Origin of the sequence: Novosphingobium silvae (assembly GCF_009856825.1) — a bacterium.
Classification (GTDB): Bacteria; Pseudomonadota; Alphaproteobacteria; order Sphingomonadales; family Sphingomonadaceae; genus Novosphingobium; species Novosphingobium silvae.
This window is the reverse complement of sequence record NZ_WVTD01000004.1, coordinates 309,505-326,049: the sequence shown is the minus strand read 5'-3', so window position 1 is coordinate 326,049 and position 16,545 is coordinate 309,505. Positions and strand designations below refer to the sequence as shown.

Annotated in this window: 12 protein-coding genes; 5 read left to right on the top strand and 7 right to left on the bottom strand. The window is 65.0% G+C overall.

Annotated elements, in window-relative coordinates; all coding sequences use genetic code 11:
- Positions 1 to 87 precede the first annotated feature (87 nt).
- Together GR702_RS08105 and GR702_RS22290 are read left to right on the top strand one after the other, a co-directional pair.
- Entirely contained in the window at positions 88 to 1,152 is a 1,065-nt protein-coding gene (locus tag GR702_RS08105) for a reverse transcriptase family protein (RefSeq protein ID WP_337192552.1), read from the top strand.
- A gap of 250 nt (positions 1,153 to 1,402) precedes the next feature.
- Entirely contained in the window at positions 1,403 to 2,251 is an 849-nt protein-coding gene (locus GR702_RS22290) for a hypothetical protein (RefSeq protein ID WP_237449605.1), read from the top strand.
- A gap of 9 nt (positions 2,252 to 2,260) precedes the next feature.
- On the opposite strand, the gene GR702_RS08095 is transcribed toward GR702_RS22290, so the two are convergent.
- From GR702_RS08095 to GR702_RS08085, 3 genes are all read right to left on the bottom strand, one after another.
- Positions 2,261 to 3,691: an aromatic ring-hydroxylating oxygenase subunit alpha gene (locus tag GR702_RS08095; RefSeq protein ID WP_160985451.1), complete on the bottom strand. Its 1,431-nt coding sequence runs from the start codon at positions 3,689 to 3,691 to the stop codon at positions 2,261 to 2,263.
- A 230-nt stretch (positions 3,692 to 3,921) separates the two neighbouring features.
- The gene (locus GR702_RS08090) at positions 3,922 to 6,384 is read right to left on the bottom strand and encodes a PhoX family protein (RefSeq protein ID WP_160985450.1); all 2,463 of its coding nucleotides are present in this window, start codon (positions 6,382 to 6,384) and stop codon (positions 3,922 to 3,924) included.
- Between the two features lie 221 nt (positions 6,385 to 6,605).
- The gene (locus tag GR702_RS08085; RefSeq protein WP_160985449.1) at positions 6,606 to 7,358 is read right to left on the bottom strand and encodes a Crp/Fnr family transcriptional regulator; all 753 of its coding nucleotides are present in this window, start codon (positions 7,356 to 7,358) and stop codon (positions 6,606 to 6,608) included.
- A gap of 233 nt (positions 7,359 to 7,591) precedes the next feature.
- Between GR702_RS08085 and GR702_RS08080 the strand changes: the two genes are divergently transcribed.
- Positions 7,592 to 8,182 carry a biliverdin-producing heme oxygenase gene (locus GR702_RS08080; protein ID WP_160985448.1) on the top strand — a complete coding sequence of 197 codons (591 nt, stop codon included), beginning with the start codon at positions 7,592 to 7,594 and terminating at the stop codon, positions 8,180 to 8,182.
- Positions 8,175 to 10,751, top strand: a complete 2,577-nt coding sequence (locus tag GR702_RS08075) for an HWE histidine kinase domain-containing protein (protein ID WP_160985447.1) — start codon at positions 8,175 to 8,177, stop codon at positions 10,749 to 10,751. Before GR702_RS08080 ends, GR702_RS08075 begins: the two co-directional genes overlap by 8 nt.
- A 34-nt stretch (positions 10,752 to 10,785) precedes the next feature.
- Here the strand turns inward: GR702_RS08075 and GR702_RS08070 are convergent, their stop codons facing one another.
- The gene (locus GR702_RS08070; protein ID WP_160985446.1) at positions 10,786 to 11,679 is read right to left on the bottom strand and encodes a LysR family transcriptional regulator; all 894 of its coding nucleotides are present in this window, start codon (positions 11,677 to 11,679) and stop codon (positions 10,786 to 10,788) included.
- A 101-nt stretch (positions 11,680 to 11,780) separates the two neighbouring features.
- On the opposite strand from GR702_RS08070, the gene GR702_RS08065 reads away from it, so the two are divergent.
- Positions 11,781 to 12,572 (top strand): SDR family oxidoreductase, encoded by a 792-nt coding sequence (locus GR702_RS08065; RefSeq protein ID WP_160985445.1) that lies wholly within the window; start codon positions 11,781 to 11,783, stop codon positions 12,570 to 12,572.
- 92 nt (positions 12,573 to 12,664) lie between these two features.
- Here GR702_RS08065 and GR702_RS08060 read toward each other — a convergent pair whose 3' ends face one another.
- From GR702_RS08060 to GR702_RS08050, 3 genes are read right to left on the bottom strand one after another with little or no spacing between them, the layout of a single operon-like run.
- Complete coding sequence (locus GR702_RS08060; RefSeq protein ID WP_160985444.1) at positions 12,665 to 14,431, bottom strand: GGDEF domain-containing response regulator; 1,767 nt, start codon at positions 14,429 to 14,431, stop codon at positions 12,665 to 12,667.
- A gap of 32 nt (positions 14,432 to 14,463) precedes the next feature.
- Positions 14,464 to 14,934, bottom strand: a complete 471-nt coding sequence (locus GR702_RS08055; protein ID WP_202408125.1) for a response regulator — start codon at positions 14,932 to 14,934, stop codon at positions 14,464 to 14,466.
- Complete coding sequence (locus tag GR702_RS08050) at positions 14,927 to 16,414, bottom strand: sensor histidine kinase (RefSeq protein ID WP_337192550.1); 1,488 nt, start codon at positions 16,412 to 16,414, stop codon at positions 14,927 to 14,929. The genes GR702_RS08055 and GR702_RS08050 overlap by 8 nt, the downstream gene beginning before the upstream one ends.
- Between the last annotated feature and the right edge of the window lie 131 nt (positions 16,415 to 16,545).

The following is a 16,545-nucleotide window of genomic DNA, read 5'->3' as shown; positions in this document are numbered from 1 at the left end:
GACCGAAAACGCGCTGATCTTCGCCCTCGTCGGCCAAGTCGCAGCCGAAGCCGGCGTGCTGCTGATCATCATGTCTGCGGGGCCGGGCTGAGCGCCGTCCCGAAAAATCGACTTCGGCAGCGGGCTGCTAAGCGCCCTCGTTACGAACGTTACGAGTTAGCGGATTCTCCGTGGACAAAAAAGCTTACGCAACGAGACCTTGCGGTTCTGCTCGGTACGACCAAAGACCGACTTGAAGCGCTGGTTCGCGACCATGAAAATTATGTTCACCGCCGTGACGAAAATATCAAGGGAAAGCTTCGCAAACTGGCTATCCCTAGGGGGAAGCTACGCGCCGTTCACGAAAGGTTGAAGGGGCATCTCAACAAGATCAAGCAACCGCCGTACCTATATAGTCCAAGAAAGGGCCGTGGACAGCGCGACAACGCATTTCTTCATGCTTCAAGCGCTCAGGTGCTGAAGGTAGATATTAGCCAGTTCTATCCCCAGACAACTGTAGAGGACATCTGGCGCTGGGCCCATTACACCGTAGGGATGAGAGAGGATGTTGCAGGGCTTTTCGCGAAGCTCGTGGCTATCGACCGCAAAATGCCATTCGGGTCACCAATAAGCCCCGTCCTTACGTCGTTAATCCACCGCCCTATGTTCGACCGCGTGTATCAGCTGGTGAGGGAAGCCGGATTTGAAATGTCACTTTACGTCGACGATCTTACAATATCCGGCCAAGGAATAACTGGCGAGTTTTTAGCCGCTGTTCGTTCTGAAATCCGTTCCGGTGGCTTTAACACCCATAAGATCGAGTTCCTTGAGGCAGCGCGTCCCGTTGTAATCACGGGTGTTCCAATTGCTGGAAAGAGAGTTTTAGCACCTACCGCACTACATCAGCGCCTCCGCCGATCCTACGCTGATCTTAAATCGGCAAGATCGGACAAAGAGCGCGCTGAAGTAATAGATCAAATCTTGATCGCTTTAGGAACCTATCGCCATTTTGTCGGCGCTAGCAGCGATGAAGGTCGAAAGGCCGCCAACCGGATGCATGCGTTGAAGCAAAGACGCCGCAACCTCTCAATTGAACTTGTGACAATGCCAACCGTCGACTTTGTGCCTACCGCGACGCTGTCCCCAGCAGCGCCGGGTGTACCTTGGGCATAATAGGCCAACAAAGCGGCCATGCCTTAGCTGTTCGGCGAACTGAAAATTAGGTCCAGCACAAGCGTCAATTGCTATTCGAAAGGCGAACGGCGGCATGACTCTTATTCCATCCGAGACCTGCCGGTCGGCAAACGGCCACTCCGCGCCTACCGTCCCCGTCAGCCCACAAACCATTTTCCTACACACCCCGAACCTTGATAGGCAGGTCCGCCATGGGAACCGTCCATTCCAACACGGAGTGACCTGCCTTATGTCGCGTTCCGATCGCAGCCTTTCGCCCAGCCACGACATCCTGCCTGCCGAGACCCTGCCTGCGGTGGACCTCTCCGCATCTCCGCGCCTCCGCGTGCCATTTTCCGAAGCAGGCGCCCCTCCCTTCCCCTCCGCTGCAGGCGAGGTGCCCGGACTGGGGTCCGGAGGCGCGATGCAGGGGGCGTGCGGGTGCCGGTCGGTGCGGCCGGGGCGGCGCACGTCGTCCGCCGCCTTCTTCGAGGAGCCGCCGGAGGAGGACGATCCGCTGCTCGGCTTCGCGCCTTATATCCATGCGGCGCCGCGCCGCAATTCGATCACGCCCGAGCGGCAGCGGATGTTCATCGCCGCTCTCGCCGCCAGCGGGATCGTCACACAGGCGGCGCGGGCTATCGGGGCGAGCCTCGAGGCGCTTTACAAACTGCGTCACCGCAAGGGCGCGGAAGGGTTCTCGGCCGCATGGGACATGGCGGTCGACCGGGGCATGATGCGGCTGGAGGACTGTGCCCTCGAACGCGCGATCCAGGGCGAGGAGCGCCCGGTGGTGAGCCTGGGGCAGGTCGTCACCACCTACGTGCGCCACGACACCGCGCTCATGCTGTTCCTGCTGCGCAGCCGCCGCGCCGCGCGCTATTCCCCCGATCCGCGCGACCCGCAGCCGGGATCGGCGCTCTACGAGCGGGTGCTGGCCGACTACCAATCGCGCCAGCCCTCCTCCGAGGTCATCCTCGACCGCATCGACGCCAAGATCGAGAAGATGCGCGAGCGCGACCTCGCCTACCAGGCCGAGCTCGCCGCCGAGCGCGAGGCGTGGGCGGACGAGGAACTGGAAAGCTACGGCGGCGCCTGAGCGCGGCGTTCAGATGTCCAGCCGGGTCGGCGCGCCGCGTCCGCGCATGAACCCGGCAAGGTTGCGGTGCAGGTTGATGACCTTCTGCTCCTGGTGCGGGTTGGGCAGCGGGCCACGAAAGCCGCTGGACTTCATGCCTTTCTGCACGAACTGCATGTTCGAGAAATCCTGCGCGAGCACCGAACCCCACAGCTCGCCGACAGGCTCGGCATAAGTCCATTCGGTCTGCGGCGCCTCCCCTTCCGGGAACCGCTCAAGCGCGTAGCTTTCGAACACGCACTTGTCCGGGTCGTCGCCATAGGGACGCACGCGGTAGCACAGCCCGAAAGTCTCGCCGTGGAGGATGTTCTGGTTCGGGAACAGGCCCCAGGCGAGCCCGCTCTCCTTCTTGATCTCGGGCGGCACGTCCGGCCACACGACGCCACGCGCGGCATCGTCTGCTCTGGCGGACTTGAGCCAGTGGGCGATGCACTCCTGCGGCGTCGCGGTTTCGGGCAGCTCGGTCTGGAGGCGGCTCGCGGCCCTCACCAGTGTTTCGGTGGAGGCGGAGTAGTTCACCGTCTCGTAGTTCTCGCGGATCAGCTCGTAGGTCGAGACACGCGGGTCATCGCCCTTGCCGGCGCGGGTGGTGCCCGCGCTCTCGCTCATCTCGAACTTGGCGTCCCGCGTGTCGTAGCTGGAGACCGAATGCAGTCCGTACTGCCTGGAAAGCGCATAGTAGTCCCCGTAGGCAAGCAGCTGGGTGTGCGTGCCGGCAACGTGGTAGGGTTCGAGGAACGCTTCGATCGCGGTCTTCCAGTTGCAGTCGTAGACGGCCCACTGGCGCCACTTGTAGTGCATCTTCTCCAGCTCGAAGTGCGACAGGACCTCGCCCGCGCGGCCCATCCACTCCTTCAGCGGCGCGGCGTCCGGGTCCATGTTCACGTAGATGAAGCCGCCCCAGGTGTCGACCTGGACCTCCGAGAGGCATGTCATCTCGGGCGTGAGCTTGTTTTGCCAGTCCTGCGGATCGAGGATGTAGGTGTTCTGGCCGTCCAGATCGAAGGTCCAGCCATGGAAACCGCAGATGAAGCTGCGCCGGTTGCTTCCGCGAACGTCGTGGACCTTTCCCGGCAGCATGTTCGGTACCGAGACGAGCTGCCGCCCCCGGTGCGGACAGACATTGTGGAAAGCCCTGAGCGTGCCATCGTCCTTGCGAAGCACGATGATCGATTCGTCCGCGACATCGTAGGTCAGCCAGTCTCCCGGCTCGGGCAGGTCGCTCTCGCGCTCGACCATTTGCCAGACCCTTGGCCAGAGCAGCGTCTTCTCGGCCTGGAGGTAGTCCTTCGAAAGGAACGCTTCGGTCGGGTAAGTGGAAAGGACTTCTGCGTCCATATCGGCCGCAGTGAGGCGATGCGGCTCGAACGCTTCGCGCTGGTCAAACGGCGGCTTGTTCATCTAGCGTCTCCCGCGCGCGGACAGCCGCGCTCCGATAACACGGGAGCATCGCGGCGGCCGCGCAATTATATTCAACACCGATGTCTACTAAAACAAGCGCCATCCCGTTTCCAGAGCCGGCCAAGCGCAACGCCCCGGCGATGAGCCGGGCGCATTCCTCATGAAAAACGAAGGGAGGAAGCGCCCTGCGGCGCTCCCTCCCCTCTGTACCTTGGCAGGTGGTCAGTCGATCAGAGACCGATCACGCCGCCATCGTTCTTGGTGATCGCCACCAGCGCCGAGCGCGGGCGAGTGGTTTCCGCGGGCGTGCTGCCATCCTGCGTGTAGGGCCAGTGGCCACCGGGAGCCGCGATCGTGCCGCTGTCGCCCGGGTGCTGGATGCCGACGAACATCGTGCGGCCATCGGGGGTCGTGTCGATGCCGGTGATTTCGCAGTCCACCGGACCGACCAGGAAGCGGCGCAGGTTGGCTGCGGTCGCCTTCGCGCCAACGATCGAGTTCTGGGTGACGCCGCCGTTGTCGATGGTCACCGCGCCGCCGTCGCCGACGTGGCCCGGAAGCGCCGCCAGCAGCATGCAGTTGGTGCGATCGGTCATCGCGCCGTCGTCGGTCTCGATCCACAGGAGCGGGTTGACCTGGCCGCCGACGTTGCTCGAGCGCGAGAAGAACGCGCCGTCCGGGCTCGAGAAGTCGTTGGCCGGGGTGAGGCCCGAGACGTTGACGTTGGGATTGCTCGGGTAGTCGGTGGAGTCGACGCCGAACATGTAGATGTCCCAGGCGAACGTCTTGGCATCGGTGTTGTCGCCCGTCTCGCGGATACGCACGATGTGGCCGTTGGGGTTGTTGCGGCTGCCGGTACCGGGGTTGTTCTGGTACGCGCGCGGGTTCGCCGCGTTCGTCGTCGCCGGAGTGCGGCCGCTGTTGTTGGTGAGCGTGAGATAGATCTCGCCGGTCATCGGGTTGCCGGTCGTCCACTCCGGACGGTCCATCGGGGTTGCGCCGACCGCGTCCGCCGCGAAGCGGGTGTTGACGCAGATATCGGCCTGGTCGGCGAACACGTAGGGTTCGGGATAATTGGTGCCGCTCGCCGGGCGGGGAGGAACCTGGCCGAACACCAGCGGCAGCCACTGCCCGGTACCGTCCGCATCGAAGCGGGCGACATAGAGGGTGCCGTTGTCCATGTACTTGTCGCCGATGGCCAGGCGGTCGGCGGCGTTGGCGTCCGCTGCGGCCCAGGTGGCGTTGGAGACGAACTTGTAGAGGTACTCGCCGCCCGAATCGTCGCCCATGTAGAAGCCGACCTTCTGGTCGGCGGCGATCCGCACGAAAGCGCCTTCGTGGCCAAAGCGGCCGAGGGCAGTGCGCTTGCGCGGGGTCGATGCGGGATTGTACGGGTCGATCTCGACCACCCAGCCCATCTGGTTCATCTCGTAGCGGTAGTCATCCGCCGAAGTGGCGGTAGCGCTGCTGATGGTGGCGTTCCAGCGGGTGATCGCGGTGTTGGTGGTGGCGGCGCTCGACCACGAGTAGCTGCCCGAGCGGCTGGTGACGCCGTTGCGGCGCAGCGACATCAGTTCGCGCGTGGTGCGCAGCGCATCGTCCGAGGCATCGCGGCGGAAGTAGCCGGCGTAGTTCTCCTCGCAGGTGAGGTAGGTGTTCCAGCCGGTCATGCCGTTGGCGCAGTTGTTGATGGTTCCCCGGCCCTTGGTGCCATCGGGCGAGTACTGGGTGCGCAGCATCGCCGAGCCGGCCGCCGGACCGTGGAACGACATCTCGGTGAACGGGGTGATGCGACGGTTGAAGGTGGAGTCCTGCTTGTAGCTCCACTTACGGCCGCCGGCATCGTTGTATTCGGTGACCGAGACGCCGTGGCAGTTCATCTCCTTGATGACTTCGGCCTCGTTGCGCGCGCCGGTCGAGGGAGCGGCTGCATGCAGGTACTTCTGCGTGATGTTCTCGTGGTTCTGGACCAGGAGACCGCGGGTCGAGTTGGCCGCGTCGACGCCGCCCGATGCCGAGAGACCGAACCAGGAGAGCGCGTCGTGATGATCGCCGATGCGCTTGTCGTAGTCTGTGTCGGTACCGTCGTTCTTGTAAGCGGCGACGCCTGCGGCGAGCGGATCGCCCAGGCGGGTCATGACGGTGACGGAGTAGCCTTCCGGCACCACGACGACGTCGGCAAGGCTGTGCGCCACGGCGCTGAACCCGAGCACTGCGGGCGAGACGCGGATCGTGGTCGTGCCGCTGGCGCTCTCACCATAGGCGGAGACGGCGGTGTAGGTGAAGACCAGGTCGGTGACGGTCGAAACGGCGGGCGCGATGAAGCTCACGGTGTTGCCGGTGCCGGTGAGAGCGACGGCGGGGCCGCCGGTCTGGTTCCAGCTGGGGGCGGTGGTGCCAAGCGTGCCGCTGGCGGAACCGGTCAGCGTGACCACGCGGCCGGTGCTGGTAGCGGCGTTGTCGCCGACCGAGACGGTGACGCCGCCGTAGCCGGGCGCATTGTCGTCATCGTCGCCGCAGGCTGCGAGCAGGCCGGTGCCCATGAATGCCATCGTGGTCGCGCCGGCGCCGCGGAACATCGCCTGGCGGCGCGAATAGCGCTCCGCTGCCATGCTCTCGAGCGTGCGCTGCGTGGAGTCGTTCGTGTTGACGCCGCCGTCCGTATAGGTGGTGGCGGGATTCGTATCGGTCATGGTCGGCCCCCTGTTGATGGTCGCGAGGCGACTGCTAGGGGCGGTTCATGACAACAACACGCAAGTTTGATGGCAGATCGATGGCGTAATAATGACGGCAATTCGACTGCCGTCGAGAACGGCTCGTCCTTCCCGCGCTTTACGTCGCTTCCGAACACGTTTCGCTGGAAAGGCGAACTTCCCTTTACTTGAGCTATAGCGATATTGCAGACATATCGCGTTCAACCCTCGCGCGGATAGACTTCGCCCAGCACGCGGCGGAAGTGGCCTTCCACCTGCTCGTTGCACACGCAGGCCCGATCCTTAAGGCTGCCACGGTCGAGCACCTCGATCCCGCCGCGCCGGGTGCGCACCATCCCCTCACGCTTAAAGCGCTGGAGCACGCGGCTGGCGTAGCTGCGGCCGATGCCCATCATGGAGGCAAGCTGTTCCTGCGTCATCGTCACGTCGTTGCGCCCGATCCGGTCCACGGCGGCGGAGAGCCACTTGGCGGCGCGCTGCTCGATCGTGTGCACCGCGTTGCAGGCGATGGACTGGAACACCTGAGCCATCACGCAATCCGCATAACGCGCGAAGAGGCGCGAGATCGCGGGCGACTGCTCCTTCGCAGCCTCGAGATCGCGGGCGGAGATGCGCAGGAACGTCCCCTCGTGCAGCACGTTGGCGCGCGCATAGGCAGGGAGCGAGCCGTGGCTGACGATACCGCCAAGGGCGCCTTCCCGGCCCACGAGGATCGTCTCGACCGCCATGCCGTCGTCCATCTCGACGAAATAGGAGCTCATGGCTCCCTCGGTGGGGAAGTAGCAGTACTCGACGCTGTCCCCCGGGTTGTAGATGATCTCGCCCGCCTTCAACCTGCATTCGCCGAGCTTGGCCTCCAGCAGCGCGAGGTCGGGCTGCCTGAGTGCGGAAAGCAGGTCGTTGCCGGCGATGGCCGCCGCCGACACCGGGCTGGTTTGCGGGATGGTGCTCATCTATCATCCTTGACGCGCGTGATCCGCCCCCCGGGACCATCCGCAGGAGAACCCCTGGAAGCCGGCGTGGTTCCACCGTCTTGCGGTCATAAGTGAACAGACGCAGCGATTGCGGGATGCTATGCAGGCCGAATTGTGTTACTTAGGAACATTCCTGGAGGGAGCGTGTTCCGCAGGCTGGGCGCCTGATCCGCTCGCTTCCATCCATGAAGAAGGTTTTCAAGCGGATATCCATGCAAGCCGAAGTAGCATCCCCGAAGTCCGACCTGCTCAGCCTTCTGCGGCAGGCGACAGGGCCATCGCACGAGAGCCTCGATGCCTCCTTCGGTTCGCTGGACCTTTCCCGCCGCGCGGATCTTGCCCGCTTCCTGGCCGCCCATGCGATTGGCCTCGCTCCCCTGTTTCCCGCCTTCCGTCGCTTCGTCGAGGAAGACCTCCAGCTCGCCTGCCCCGATTACCCAGCCATGCTGCGAGCCGACCTGGCGGCGCTGGACGTGGACGCCGATGCGCTTCCCGCGCTCGAAACGCCGGCCGCCACCCTGGCTCCTGGTGGTGAGGCGGGCGTCGGCTACGTCGTCTGCGGCTCGCGCCTGGGGCTCGCGATGATCCGCCAGCGCGGCTACTGGGGCGAAGCCGAGGGCTTCCGCTCCGCTTACATGACCGACGGCCGCGGCCACGAGGCATGGAAGGCGCTGGTGCCGCACCTGCGCAGCCAGTCGGCCGATGCCGCCGGGACCGAAGCCACGCGCCGTGCTGCGGTGGCCGCGTTCGACACCTTTGCCGAGGGCTTCGCTCTCAGCGCCGGACATCCCTCGGATGGCTGACGGACATGACACCCCGCGCGTCGATCTGACCACCTGCGACCTTGAGCCTATCCACATCATCGGCCGGATACAGAGCTTCGGCTGGCTCCTTTCGTTTTCGAGCGACTGGATCATCAACCACGCCTCGCTGAACTGCTCGGAGCTGTTCGGCCGGCACGCTCAGGATCTCGTCGGCCTTTCGGCGACCGAGTTCATCACCGGCAGCGCGCTTCACGACATCCGCACCCGCCTGCAGATCCTGGGCAGCGCCAGCACGGTCGAGCGCATCTTCGAGATCGACCTCGTGGGCGACGGCCGTGTCTATGACGTGGCCGTCCACGTTTCCGGGCGCTCGTTCGTGCTCGAGATCGAGCCGCACGAGAGCGGGCGTCGACGGGACTTCGTCACATACGTGCGCCCGATGATCGAACGGCTGCGCCAGTCGCCGACGATCGAGCAGCTGTGCGCCAGCGCGGCGCGGCAACTGCGCGGCCTCACCGGATTCGACCGGGTGATGGTCTACCGCTTCGAGGGCGACGGCGCGGGCGAGGTCATCGCCGAGAGCCTGAACGGCATGGTGGACAGCTTCAAGGGCCAGCATTTCCCCGCCTCCGACATCCCCGCTCAGGCCCGCCGGCTATACACCCGCAACATGCTGCGGATCATCAGCGACGTCGACGATCCGACCGTGCCGATCCATCCGACTGTGGGGCCGAACGGCGACCCGCTCGATCTTTCGATGTCCGGGCTGCGCGCCGTTTCGCCGATCCACATCGAGTACCTGCGCAACATGGGCATCAAAGCCTCCATGTCGGTGTCGATCATGCGCAGGGGCAAGCTGTGGGGCCTGATCGCGTGCCACCACTATTCGCCCCTCGTCCTTTCGTACTCGGTGCGCACCGCGGCCGAACTGTTCGGCGAATTCTTCTCCTACCTGCTCGAGCAGAAGGAAACGGACTTCTCTGTCGCCAAGCGCGCGGAATCGATGCGGCTGCATGACGAGATCATGGCCCGCGTCGCTGCTGGCGGCGCCCTGCTGGAAGCCTTTTCCGAGTTCACCGAGTCGATCGGCCATGTCATCCCCTTCGACGGCGTGGTCGGCTGGGTAGACGGCAGGTTCGTCGCCAATGGGCTGACCCCCGATCGCGCGCAGTTCGCCAGCCTTGCGCGGTTCCTCAACACCGCCGGATCGAGCACGGTGTGGTCCACGGACGCTATCGGCACGGTCTACCCGGCCGCGGCAGAGTGGGCGGACAAGGCGGCAGGGGTCCTTGCCCTGCCCGTCAGCCGGTCTCCGCGCGACTACATCGTCCTTTTCCGTGCCGAGCAGGTGCGGGAGGTCAAGTGGGCCGGCAATCCCGAGAAGCCGGTGGAGCTGGGCCCCAATGGCATCCGCCTCACTCCGCGCAAGAGCTTCGAGATCTGGCGCGAGGAACGGCGGGGCCACTCCCGCCCCTGGACGGACGAGGAAGTCTCGGCGGCCGAATCGCTGCGCGTCACCTTGCTCGAGGTGGTGCTGCGTCTTGCCGATGCGGCGCATTCCGAGCGTGAGCAGGCGAGCCGCCAGCAGGACATGCTGATCGCGGAGCTCAACCACCGCGTCCGCAACATCCTCAACCTGATCCGCGGCCTGGTGGCGCAGAGCAAGGATGGCGCAAGCTCGATCAACGAGTTCGCCGAGATCGTCGGCAGCCGCATCCATGCGCTCGCCCGCGCGCACGATCAGGTGACCCGCACGGACTGGTCGCCCTCCTCACTCTACGAGCTCATCCGGACTGAAACGGCCGCTTACGCCAGCCACAGTATCGACCGCGTGGTGATCGATGGGCCCGATGCCCTCGTGGCGCCGAGCGCCTTCACCACGCTGGCGCTCGTCATCCACGAACTGACGACCAATTCGTGCAAGTATGGCGCGCTTTCGGATATGGCTGGCACCATCCAGATCACGCTCAGCCGGGGCGATGACGGCTCGCTGGAGCTGGATTGGCGAGAGGAAGGCGGTCCCCCGGTCGAAACACCGACCCGGCGTGGCTTCGGCTCGACCATCATCGAGCGCACGATCCCGCACGAACTGAACGGCTCCGCCTCTGTCGTCTACCCGCGAGAGGGCCTGCACGCGCTGTTCCTCATCCCGGCGGACCACGTCTCCAGCTTCGAGGCACCGGGCGTGCCGATGCGCGAAGTGGCAGCAGAGCCTCCCGCAGCGACCGAAGTGGCGGCGCTTCTGGCGGGCGGCACAGCCCTCGTCGTCGAGGACAACGTCATCATCGGCATGGAGGCCGAAGACCTGCTGCGCGGGTTCGGCTTCTCGGATTGCCGCATCGCTGGGTCGGTCAACACCGCCATGGAGATCATCGAGCGCACGCAGGTGAGCTTCGCCATGCTCGACGTCAACCTGGGCAGGGATACCAGCCTGCCCGTCGCCGAAGAGCTTGCAAAGCGCGGCGTGCCTTTCATCTTCGCCAGCGGCTATGGCGAGCGTTCGCTGCAGGCGGGCCAGTTCGCCAACGTGCCCGTCGTCACGAAGCCGTATGGTGAGCGGGACGTGCGGGCGGCGGTCGGACGCGTGCTGAAGACACGCGCCGGATAGCGCCGACGAGGCCGTTCGCCACCCCACGGCCGGCTCAGCTTCGCGGCTGGAGACCGGTGATGAGATCGTAGAAGTACTGAGCGGCGGGCGTCAGCGGCAACGTTGCCCGCCGCACCGTGCACAGATCGACCGCGCCCAGCGGCTCCTCCACCTCGATCTTGGTGAACACGCCGCTGGTGGGTGTCTCGTCCCACCAGGCGCGTGGCACGATGACCAGTGCATCCACCGCCCTAAGGAGCAGCCACACGGTCAGCATGGAACTGGCGATGCCGACAGGGCGCGGCACAGCCAGCCCCAACGCTTCGAAAACCGCGTCGTGGTCCGCCTGTGTCTGCCCGTTGGCGCGGACTGCTATCCACGGCGCCCCGCCCAGGCTGCGAAGGGTGCTTTCCCCCTGCCAGCGGCTGCCGGGACGGGCGAGCACGATCCGCTCGACACCGCAGAGCGGGCCGTGCCGCAAGCGCGGGTCGAGTGGCCGGTGCGGACAGGCTCCTGCGAAGAAATCCAGTCTTCCCTCCACCAACCCTGCCTCGCAGTCCTCCGCCATGGCATCATGGATGGAAAGCGTGACATCGGGCCAGGCCTCGTAGAAGCGGTTCAGGACGCGCGGCAGCAGGAGCATCTGCCCAGTCGGGGACATGCCAACCGTTACCGTGCCGGCCTTTATCCCGGCGTGCTGGCGCGCCTCTTCCATCGCCCGGCGCATCTCCTCCTCGATGGCGCGCGCCCGGGTGACGAAGCGATGACCTGCAGCGGTGAGGAGCGAGCCGTTGCGGCTGCGCTCCACCAGGACCGTACCGAGGCTTGCCTCCAGTTCGGCAAGGCTGCGACTGAGCGCGGACTGGGCAGCTCCGAGGTGAACTGCGGCGCGGTGCAGGCTTCCATGTTCGGCTATGGCCAGGAAATGCCTGACATGGTGCAGCTTCATGCGATCTCCGAAAGGCATCACAGCGATCAAACTGATCTCTTTTATGGAAGAACGCCGATCCTGAAGTGAAGCTCCTGTTCATAAGAAGAGGAGTTGCCGTCATGGCCCGAACCGTCGAATCTTCCGTCGCCCTCGTCACTGGTTCCGCCCGCGGCATCGGCAAGGCAATCGCCGCCCGGCTTGCCGAGGACGGCCACGACCTTGCCCTCAACGACATTCCCGCCAACGCCGACCTCCTCGAAGCCACGGCAGAGGAACTGCGCTCCACCGGCCGCAAGATCACCACGGTCCTGGCCGAGGCGTCCAAGCCGGCGGAGGTCTCCGCGATGGTTGAGAGCACTGTGGCCGAGCACGGCGAGCTCAATGTCATGGTCGCCAACGCGGGGATCGCGCGCGTGACTTCGCTTCTCGAGATGGAAGCGGACGAGTGGGACCAGGTGCTGTCGGTCAATCTTCGCGGCGCGTTCCTGAGCTATCAGGCGGCAGCGAAGCAGATGATCGCGCAGGGCAAGGGTGGCAAGATCCTCGGCGCCGCATCTATCGTGGCATTCCGGCCTTTTGCGCTCCTAGCACACTACTCTGCATCCAAGTGGGGCGTGCGCGGGCTCACGCAGGCAGCGGCGATGGAATGGGCGAAACACGGCATCACCGTGAACGCCTACTGCCCGGGTATCGTCGGCACCGACATGTGGGACCTTATCGACAAGAAGCTGTCCGAAGAAGAAGGTCTCCAGCGCGGGGAGGCACTGAAGAAGTACTCCGAAAGCATCCTCATGGGCCGCGTGTCCGTGCCCGAGGATGTCGCCAAGCTCGTTTCCTTCCTTGCTTCGCCCGATAGCGACTACATGACCGGACAGTCGATCATGGTCGACGGCGGCATTCAGTTCAGCTGATCGCCCAGGTACGCTAGCGGCATGCAGCAAGACGGGCGCGGGCGCGGGAGCCTAACCTGGTTCCCGCGCCCGTCTTGCTGATGGAGGGGCGTTCAGGCGCTCAGGCGCGCAACTTCGCGCTCGGCGTTCCAGGTATCGAGCCAGCCGCGCACGTCGGCATAGGGCATCGGGCGGCAGATGCCGTAGCCCTGCCCGCAGATGCAGCCCATCGCGACCAGCATCGCCTGCGTTTCCGGGTTCTCCACCCCTTCCGCCACGAGCGGGATGCCAAGGCTTTCGCACAGCACCACGAGAGAGTGGACGAGTGACTGATCAAAACGGCTTTCAGTGAAACGGGCGATGAAGGAGCGGTCGATCTTGATCTCGCTCACGGCGAATTCGCGCAGGTAACCGAAGGATGTGAAGCCCGCGCCGAAGTCGTCGATGGCGAGAGATATCCGGTGGTCGTGCAACTGCTCGATCACGCGCCGCGCCTGCGCCGGATTGGCGATGAGCGCCGTCTCCGTCAGTTCAAGCATCACGCGCGAGGGGTCGACCTGGTGGCGGGCCGTACTTTCGACGACGTGGCTCACGAAGCCGGGTCGCTCCAGCATTCGGGCGGAGACGTTGATGCAGATCGACGCCTCTCCCAGCAAGTGCTGCAAGGCCGCGAACTGCTCCAGCACGACGTCGAGGCTGAGGTAGGTGAAGGCTTCCAGCAAGTGCGACTGCTCGATCGTCTCGATCAGCACATCGGCCGGTATCGGGCCATCGCTCGGATGTGTCCAGCGGACCAGCGCCTCGAAACCGAGCACTTTGCCATCACGCATGTCCACCTTGGGTTGCCAGTGCCAGCGGAAGTCCCGATCGGCGATGGCCCGCTCGATGTCGGAGAGCAGCCCGCCATGATCGAACGAACGTGCGGCGGCATTCTCCTCGCCGCGCGCGATCACGGCTTTGCCGGTGCCGCGCTTGGCCTCGTACATCGCCTCGTCGGCGGCGGCTAGTAGTCCTTCAGGCGAGAAGCCGAGCCGCGGGCAAAGCGCCATCCCGATGGACGCGCCGACGTGGAGCATCCGCCCGGAATGAACGATGGGCTGCTCGATCATCTCGGTCAGTTTCTTGGCGACGGCGTTGGCCGAATCGTCGCCGTCGATGTTCTGCAGGAGGATCGCGAACTCGTCCCCGCCGAGCCGCGCGATCGTATCCACCTCGCGCAGGTGTTCGCGCAGGCGCCGACCGATGGTGACAAGCACCGCATCGCCCGCCGCGTGGCCGAAGCTGTCGTTGATCTCCTTGAAGCGATCAAGGTCGATCATGACGACGGCAAACGGGTCGCCGCTGCGCCGCGCCCTTGCACAGGACTGCCCCAGCCGGTCCGAAAAAAGCGTGCGGTTCGGCAGGTCGGTCAGCGGGTCGTGAAGCGACCGGTGGGTCAGTTCCTCTTCCTGCCGGCGCAGCCCCTGCCGGTACTGTCGCCAGGCCATGCCTTCCTCCACCGACGCCGCCACCCGCTCGGGCGAGAGCGAGCGCTTGGTCAGGTACTCGGTCATCCCCGACTTGATCGAATCCGCCGCGATCTGCTCATCGGCATTGCCGGTCACCGCGATGATCGGGCAGTCCGGATCGATTTCGTTGCGGATCGTCGGCAGCAGGTCTCGCCCATCGCCATCGGTCAGGCCAAAGTCGAGGAACACGATGTCGTAGTGCGCCTCGGGCTGGCGGATCATGTCCAGCGCCTCCGCCTGCGATCCCGCCTGCTCCACGCTGATCTCCCGTGGTCCCCTGCGGAGCATCCGCATCAGGCGCTCGCGGTCGACATCGTCATCGTCGACGATGAGAGCGTGGATGTTCTGTGTGCCGTTATGCAGGTGATCCATGAGTGCGAGGGTCCTTGCTGGCGATGGCCCGGTCAGGGTAGCTTCTGAGTGACGGCGTATTTCCCGATGAACTCGGCGAGCCTGGCAAACTGCGGCCCGACGCTCGACTTGACCATGTAGCCCGCGACATGCCCATCGTAGGCGCGGCACCGGTCCTGCTCGCGCGCGGAAGTGGACAGCACGAAGACGACGGTGCGGCGCAACTTCGGATCGGCACGCAGCGCATCCAGGAACTGGAAGCCGTCCATCCCGGGCATGTTAAGGTCCAGCAGGACGATTACAGAAGTGTCGAGCTGCTTGGTCGGATGTTTGCCGCGCAGGATCTCGAGCGCCTCGCCGCCATCGCCGGCGGTCATCGTGCGGCACGGCACTTCGTGCTTGCGAAAGCTGCGCAGCACTCCCTCGATCGCGACATCGTCGTCGTCGACGAGGAGCACCGTGCAATCCAGCACCGAGCCGTCCACCGTATCGCGGCTGCGCCTGGCGGGCGCCATTTCAATCATCGTCACTCTCCCTCAGGAGGATTCGCGGCCAATGCACCTCGAAACTCGCGCCCCCGAGCTCCCCCTGCCCCCTGGCGGTCACCATGCCGCCATGGGCATTGATCATGCGCCTGGTGAAGGCGAGGCCGACACCGTCGCCATCGGTCCCCGGCGATGCGCGGTGGAAGAGCTTGAAGATGCGCTCCTCGTTGCCCGGTGGGATGCCCTGCCCATCATCGTCGACCGAGAAGATCGAGAAGCGCCCCTCCTCTCGCATGGCGATGCGAATGCGGCCGGTCGTACCGCCGTGGTGCTTGACCGCATTGGCGATGAGGTTGCGCAGCGAAGTAGACAAGGGCGCGCGCGGCGCCATCAGGGTTCCGCCCGCGACATCGACATCGACTTCCACCTCGAACCCCTCTGGGATGACCACCATGGCCATGGCTTCCTCCACCAGTTCGCGAGGATCGATGCGGTGCACCTGGGGGTCGCGCACGCCTGCCCGGGCATAGCTGAGCAGGTCGTCGATCATCTGCTCGCACCGCTCGATCCGCTGCGTGATACGATCGAAGTTGTGCCGCACGGCCTGAGGCAAGGCATCCTCGCCATGTTCATCGGCAAGGTCCTCGCGAATCCAGCTGACCAGATCGGCGATCCCCCGCAGCGGCGAGCGCAGGTCGTGGCTGGCGACATAAGTGAACTCTTCCAGCTGCGCGTTGGTCTGCTGCAGCGCGGTTTGCGACTGCTTGCGGAAGGTGATGTCGCTGACGATCGCCATGCACAGCGACTGGCCGGGGTTCTCGAAGCGCGTGAGGCCGATCTCGACGGGGAACTCGCGGCCCGAGCTGTGGAGGCCGGTGATCTCTTCGTTCGGCGCCATCATCCGCGAAGCCGGACTTGCGCTATAGGCGGCCACGTGCCCGGCATGCGCGATCCGGTAGCGCTCGGGCAGAAGGATATCGAGGTTCCGCCCGATCAGATCCTCTACCGGATAGCCGAACTGCGAGGCGAGAGCAGGATTGGCCTGCGCGATACGGCCTCTGCCATCGACGACTACCAGACCGAGCGGCAGCGTATCGAACATCTGGGCGAACCGACGCTCGGCGGTGACTTCGCGGGTGATGTTGCGCAGGTAGACGACCGCACGCTGGGCCCCGTCTCCGTCCTCCAGCCCCGTGACAGGTGCAAGCGTCAGCGCCACATTCGGGCGGGAGCCGTCCGCAGCGTTGAGAACGAACTTGCGCGTCCAAGGATCGCGTTGCGCCACCGGCGCGGCAAAGAAAAGCTCGAACATCTGCCGCAGCGTTTCTGCGTCCTCGTCGCAGAACCACACGAACAGCAGGCCAAGGCGCAGGCTTTCGGGATCGGGCTCGGCGAAAAGGGTGGCGCACACCGAGTTGGCCCAGGTGATGACGCCCGAGTGCTCGACGATCAGCGCCCCGAACGGCGCATGGGTCAGCGGAGCCTGGATTTCCGGCGCGAGTTGCACTCCCAGCGTCACGTTCCCTACCTTTCCGGGAGGGCCGACGTGCGCTGTAAGCACGGAACACGGCACCTGCCCTGCAAAGGCGTACCGGCTTGGGGTTAGCGATCACCCAAGCAGCGTCTAGGGAAGGCCCCCTAGACACCAGC

Coding starts and splice junctions, on each gene's coding strand:
- GR702_RS22290 (WP_237449605.1), top strand. CDS start 1,403: ATGTCGCGTTCCGATCGCAGCCTTTCGCCCAGCCACGACATCCTGCCT.
- GR702_RS08095 (WP_160985451.1), bottom strand. CDS start 3,691: ATGAACAAGCCGCCGTTTGACCAGCGCGAAGCGTTCGAGCCGCATCGC.
- GR702_RS08090 (WP_160985450.1), bottom strand. CDS start 6,384: ATGACCGATACGAATCCCGCCACCACCTATACGGACGGCGGCGTCAAC.
- GR702_RS08085 (WP_160985449.1), bottom strand. CDS start 7,358: ATGAGCACCATCCCGCAAACCAGCCCGGTGTCGGCGGCGGCCATCGCC.
- GR702_RS08080 (WP_160985448.1), top strand. CDS start 7,592: ATGCAAGCCGAAGTAGCATCCCCGAAGTCCGACCTGCTCAGCCTTCTG.
- GR702_RS08075 (WP_160985447.1), top strand. CDS start 8,175: ATGGCTGACGGACATGACACCCCGCGCGTCGATCTGACCACCTGCGAC.
- GR702_RS08070 (WP_160985446.1), bottom strand. CDS start 11,679: ATGAAGCTGCACCATGTCAGGCATTTCCTGGCCATAGCCGAACATGGA.
- GR702_RS08065 (WP_160985445.1), top strand. CDS start 11,781: ATGGCCCGAACCGTCGAATCTTCCGTCGCCCTCGTCACTGGTTCCGCC.
- GR702_RS08060 (WP_160985444.1), bottom strand. CDS start 14,431: ATGGATCACCTGCATAACGGCACACAGAACATCCACGCTCTCATCGTC.
- GR702_RS08055 (WP_202408125.1), bottom strand. CDS start 14,934: ATGATTGAAATGGCGCCCGCCAGGCGCAGCCGCGATACGGTGGACGGC.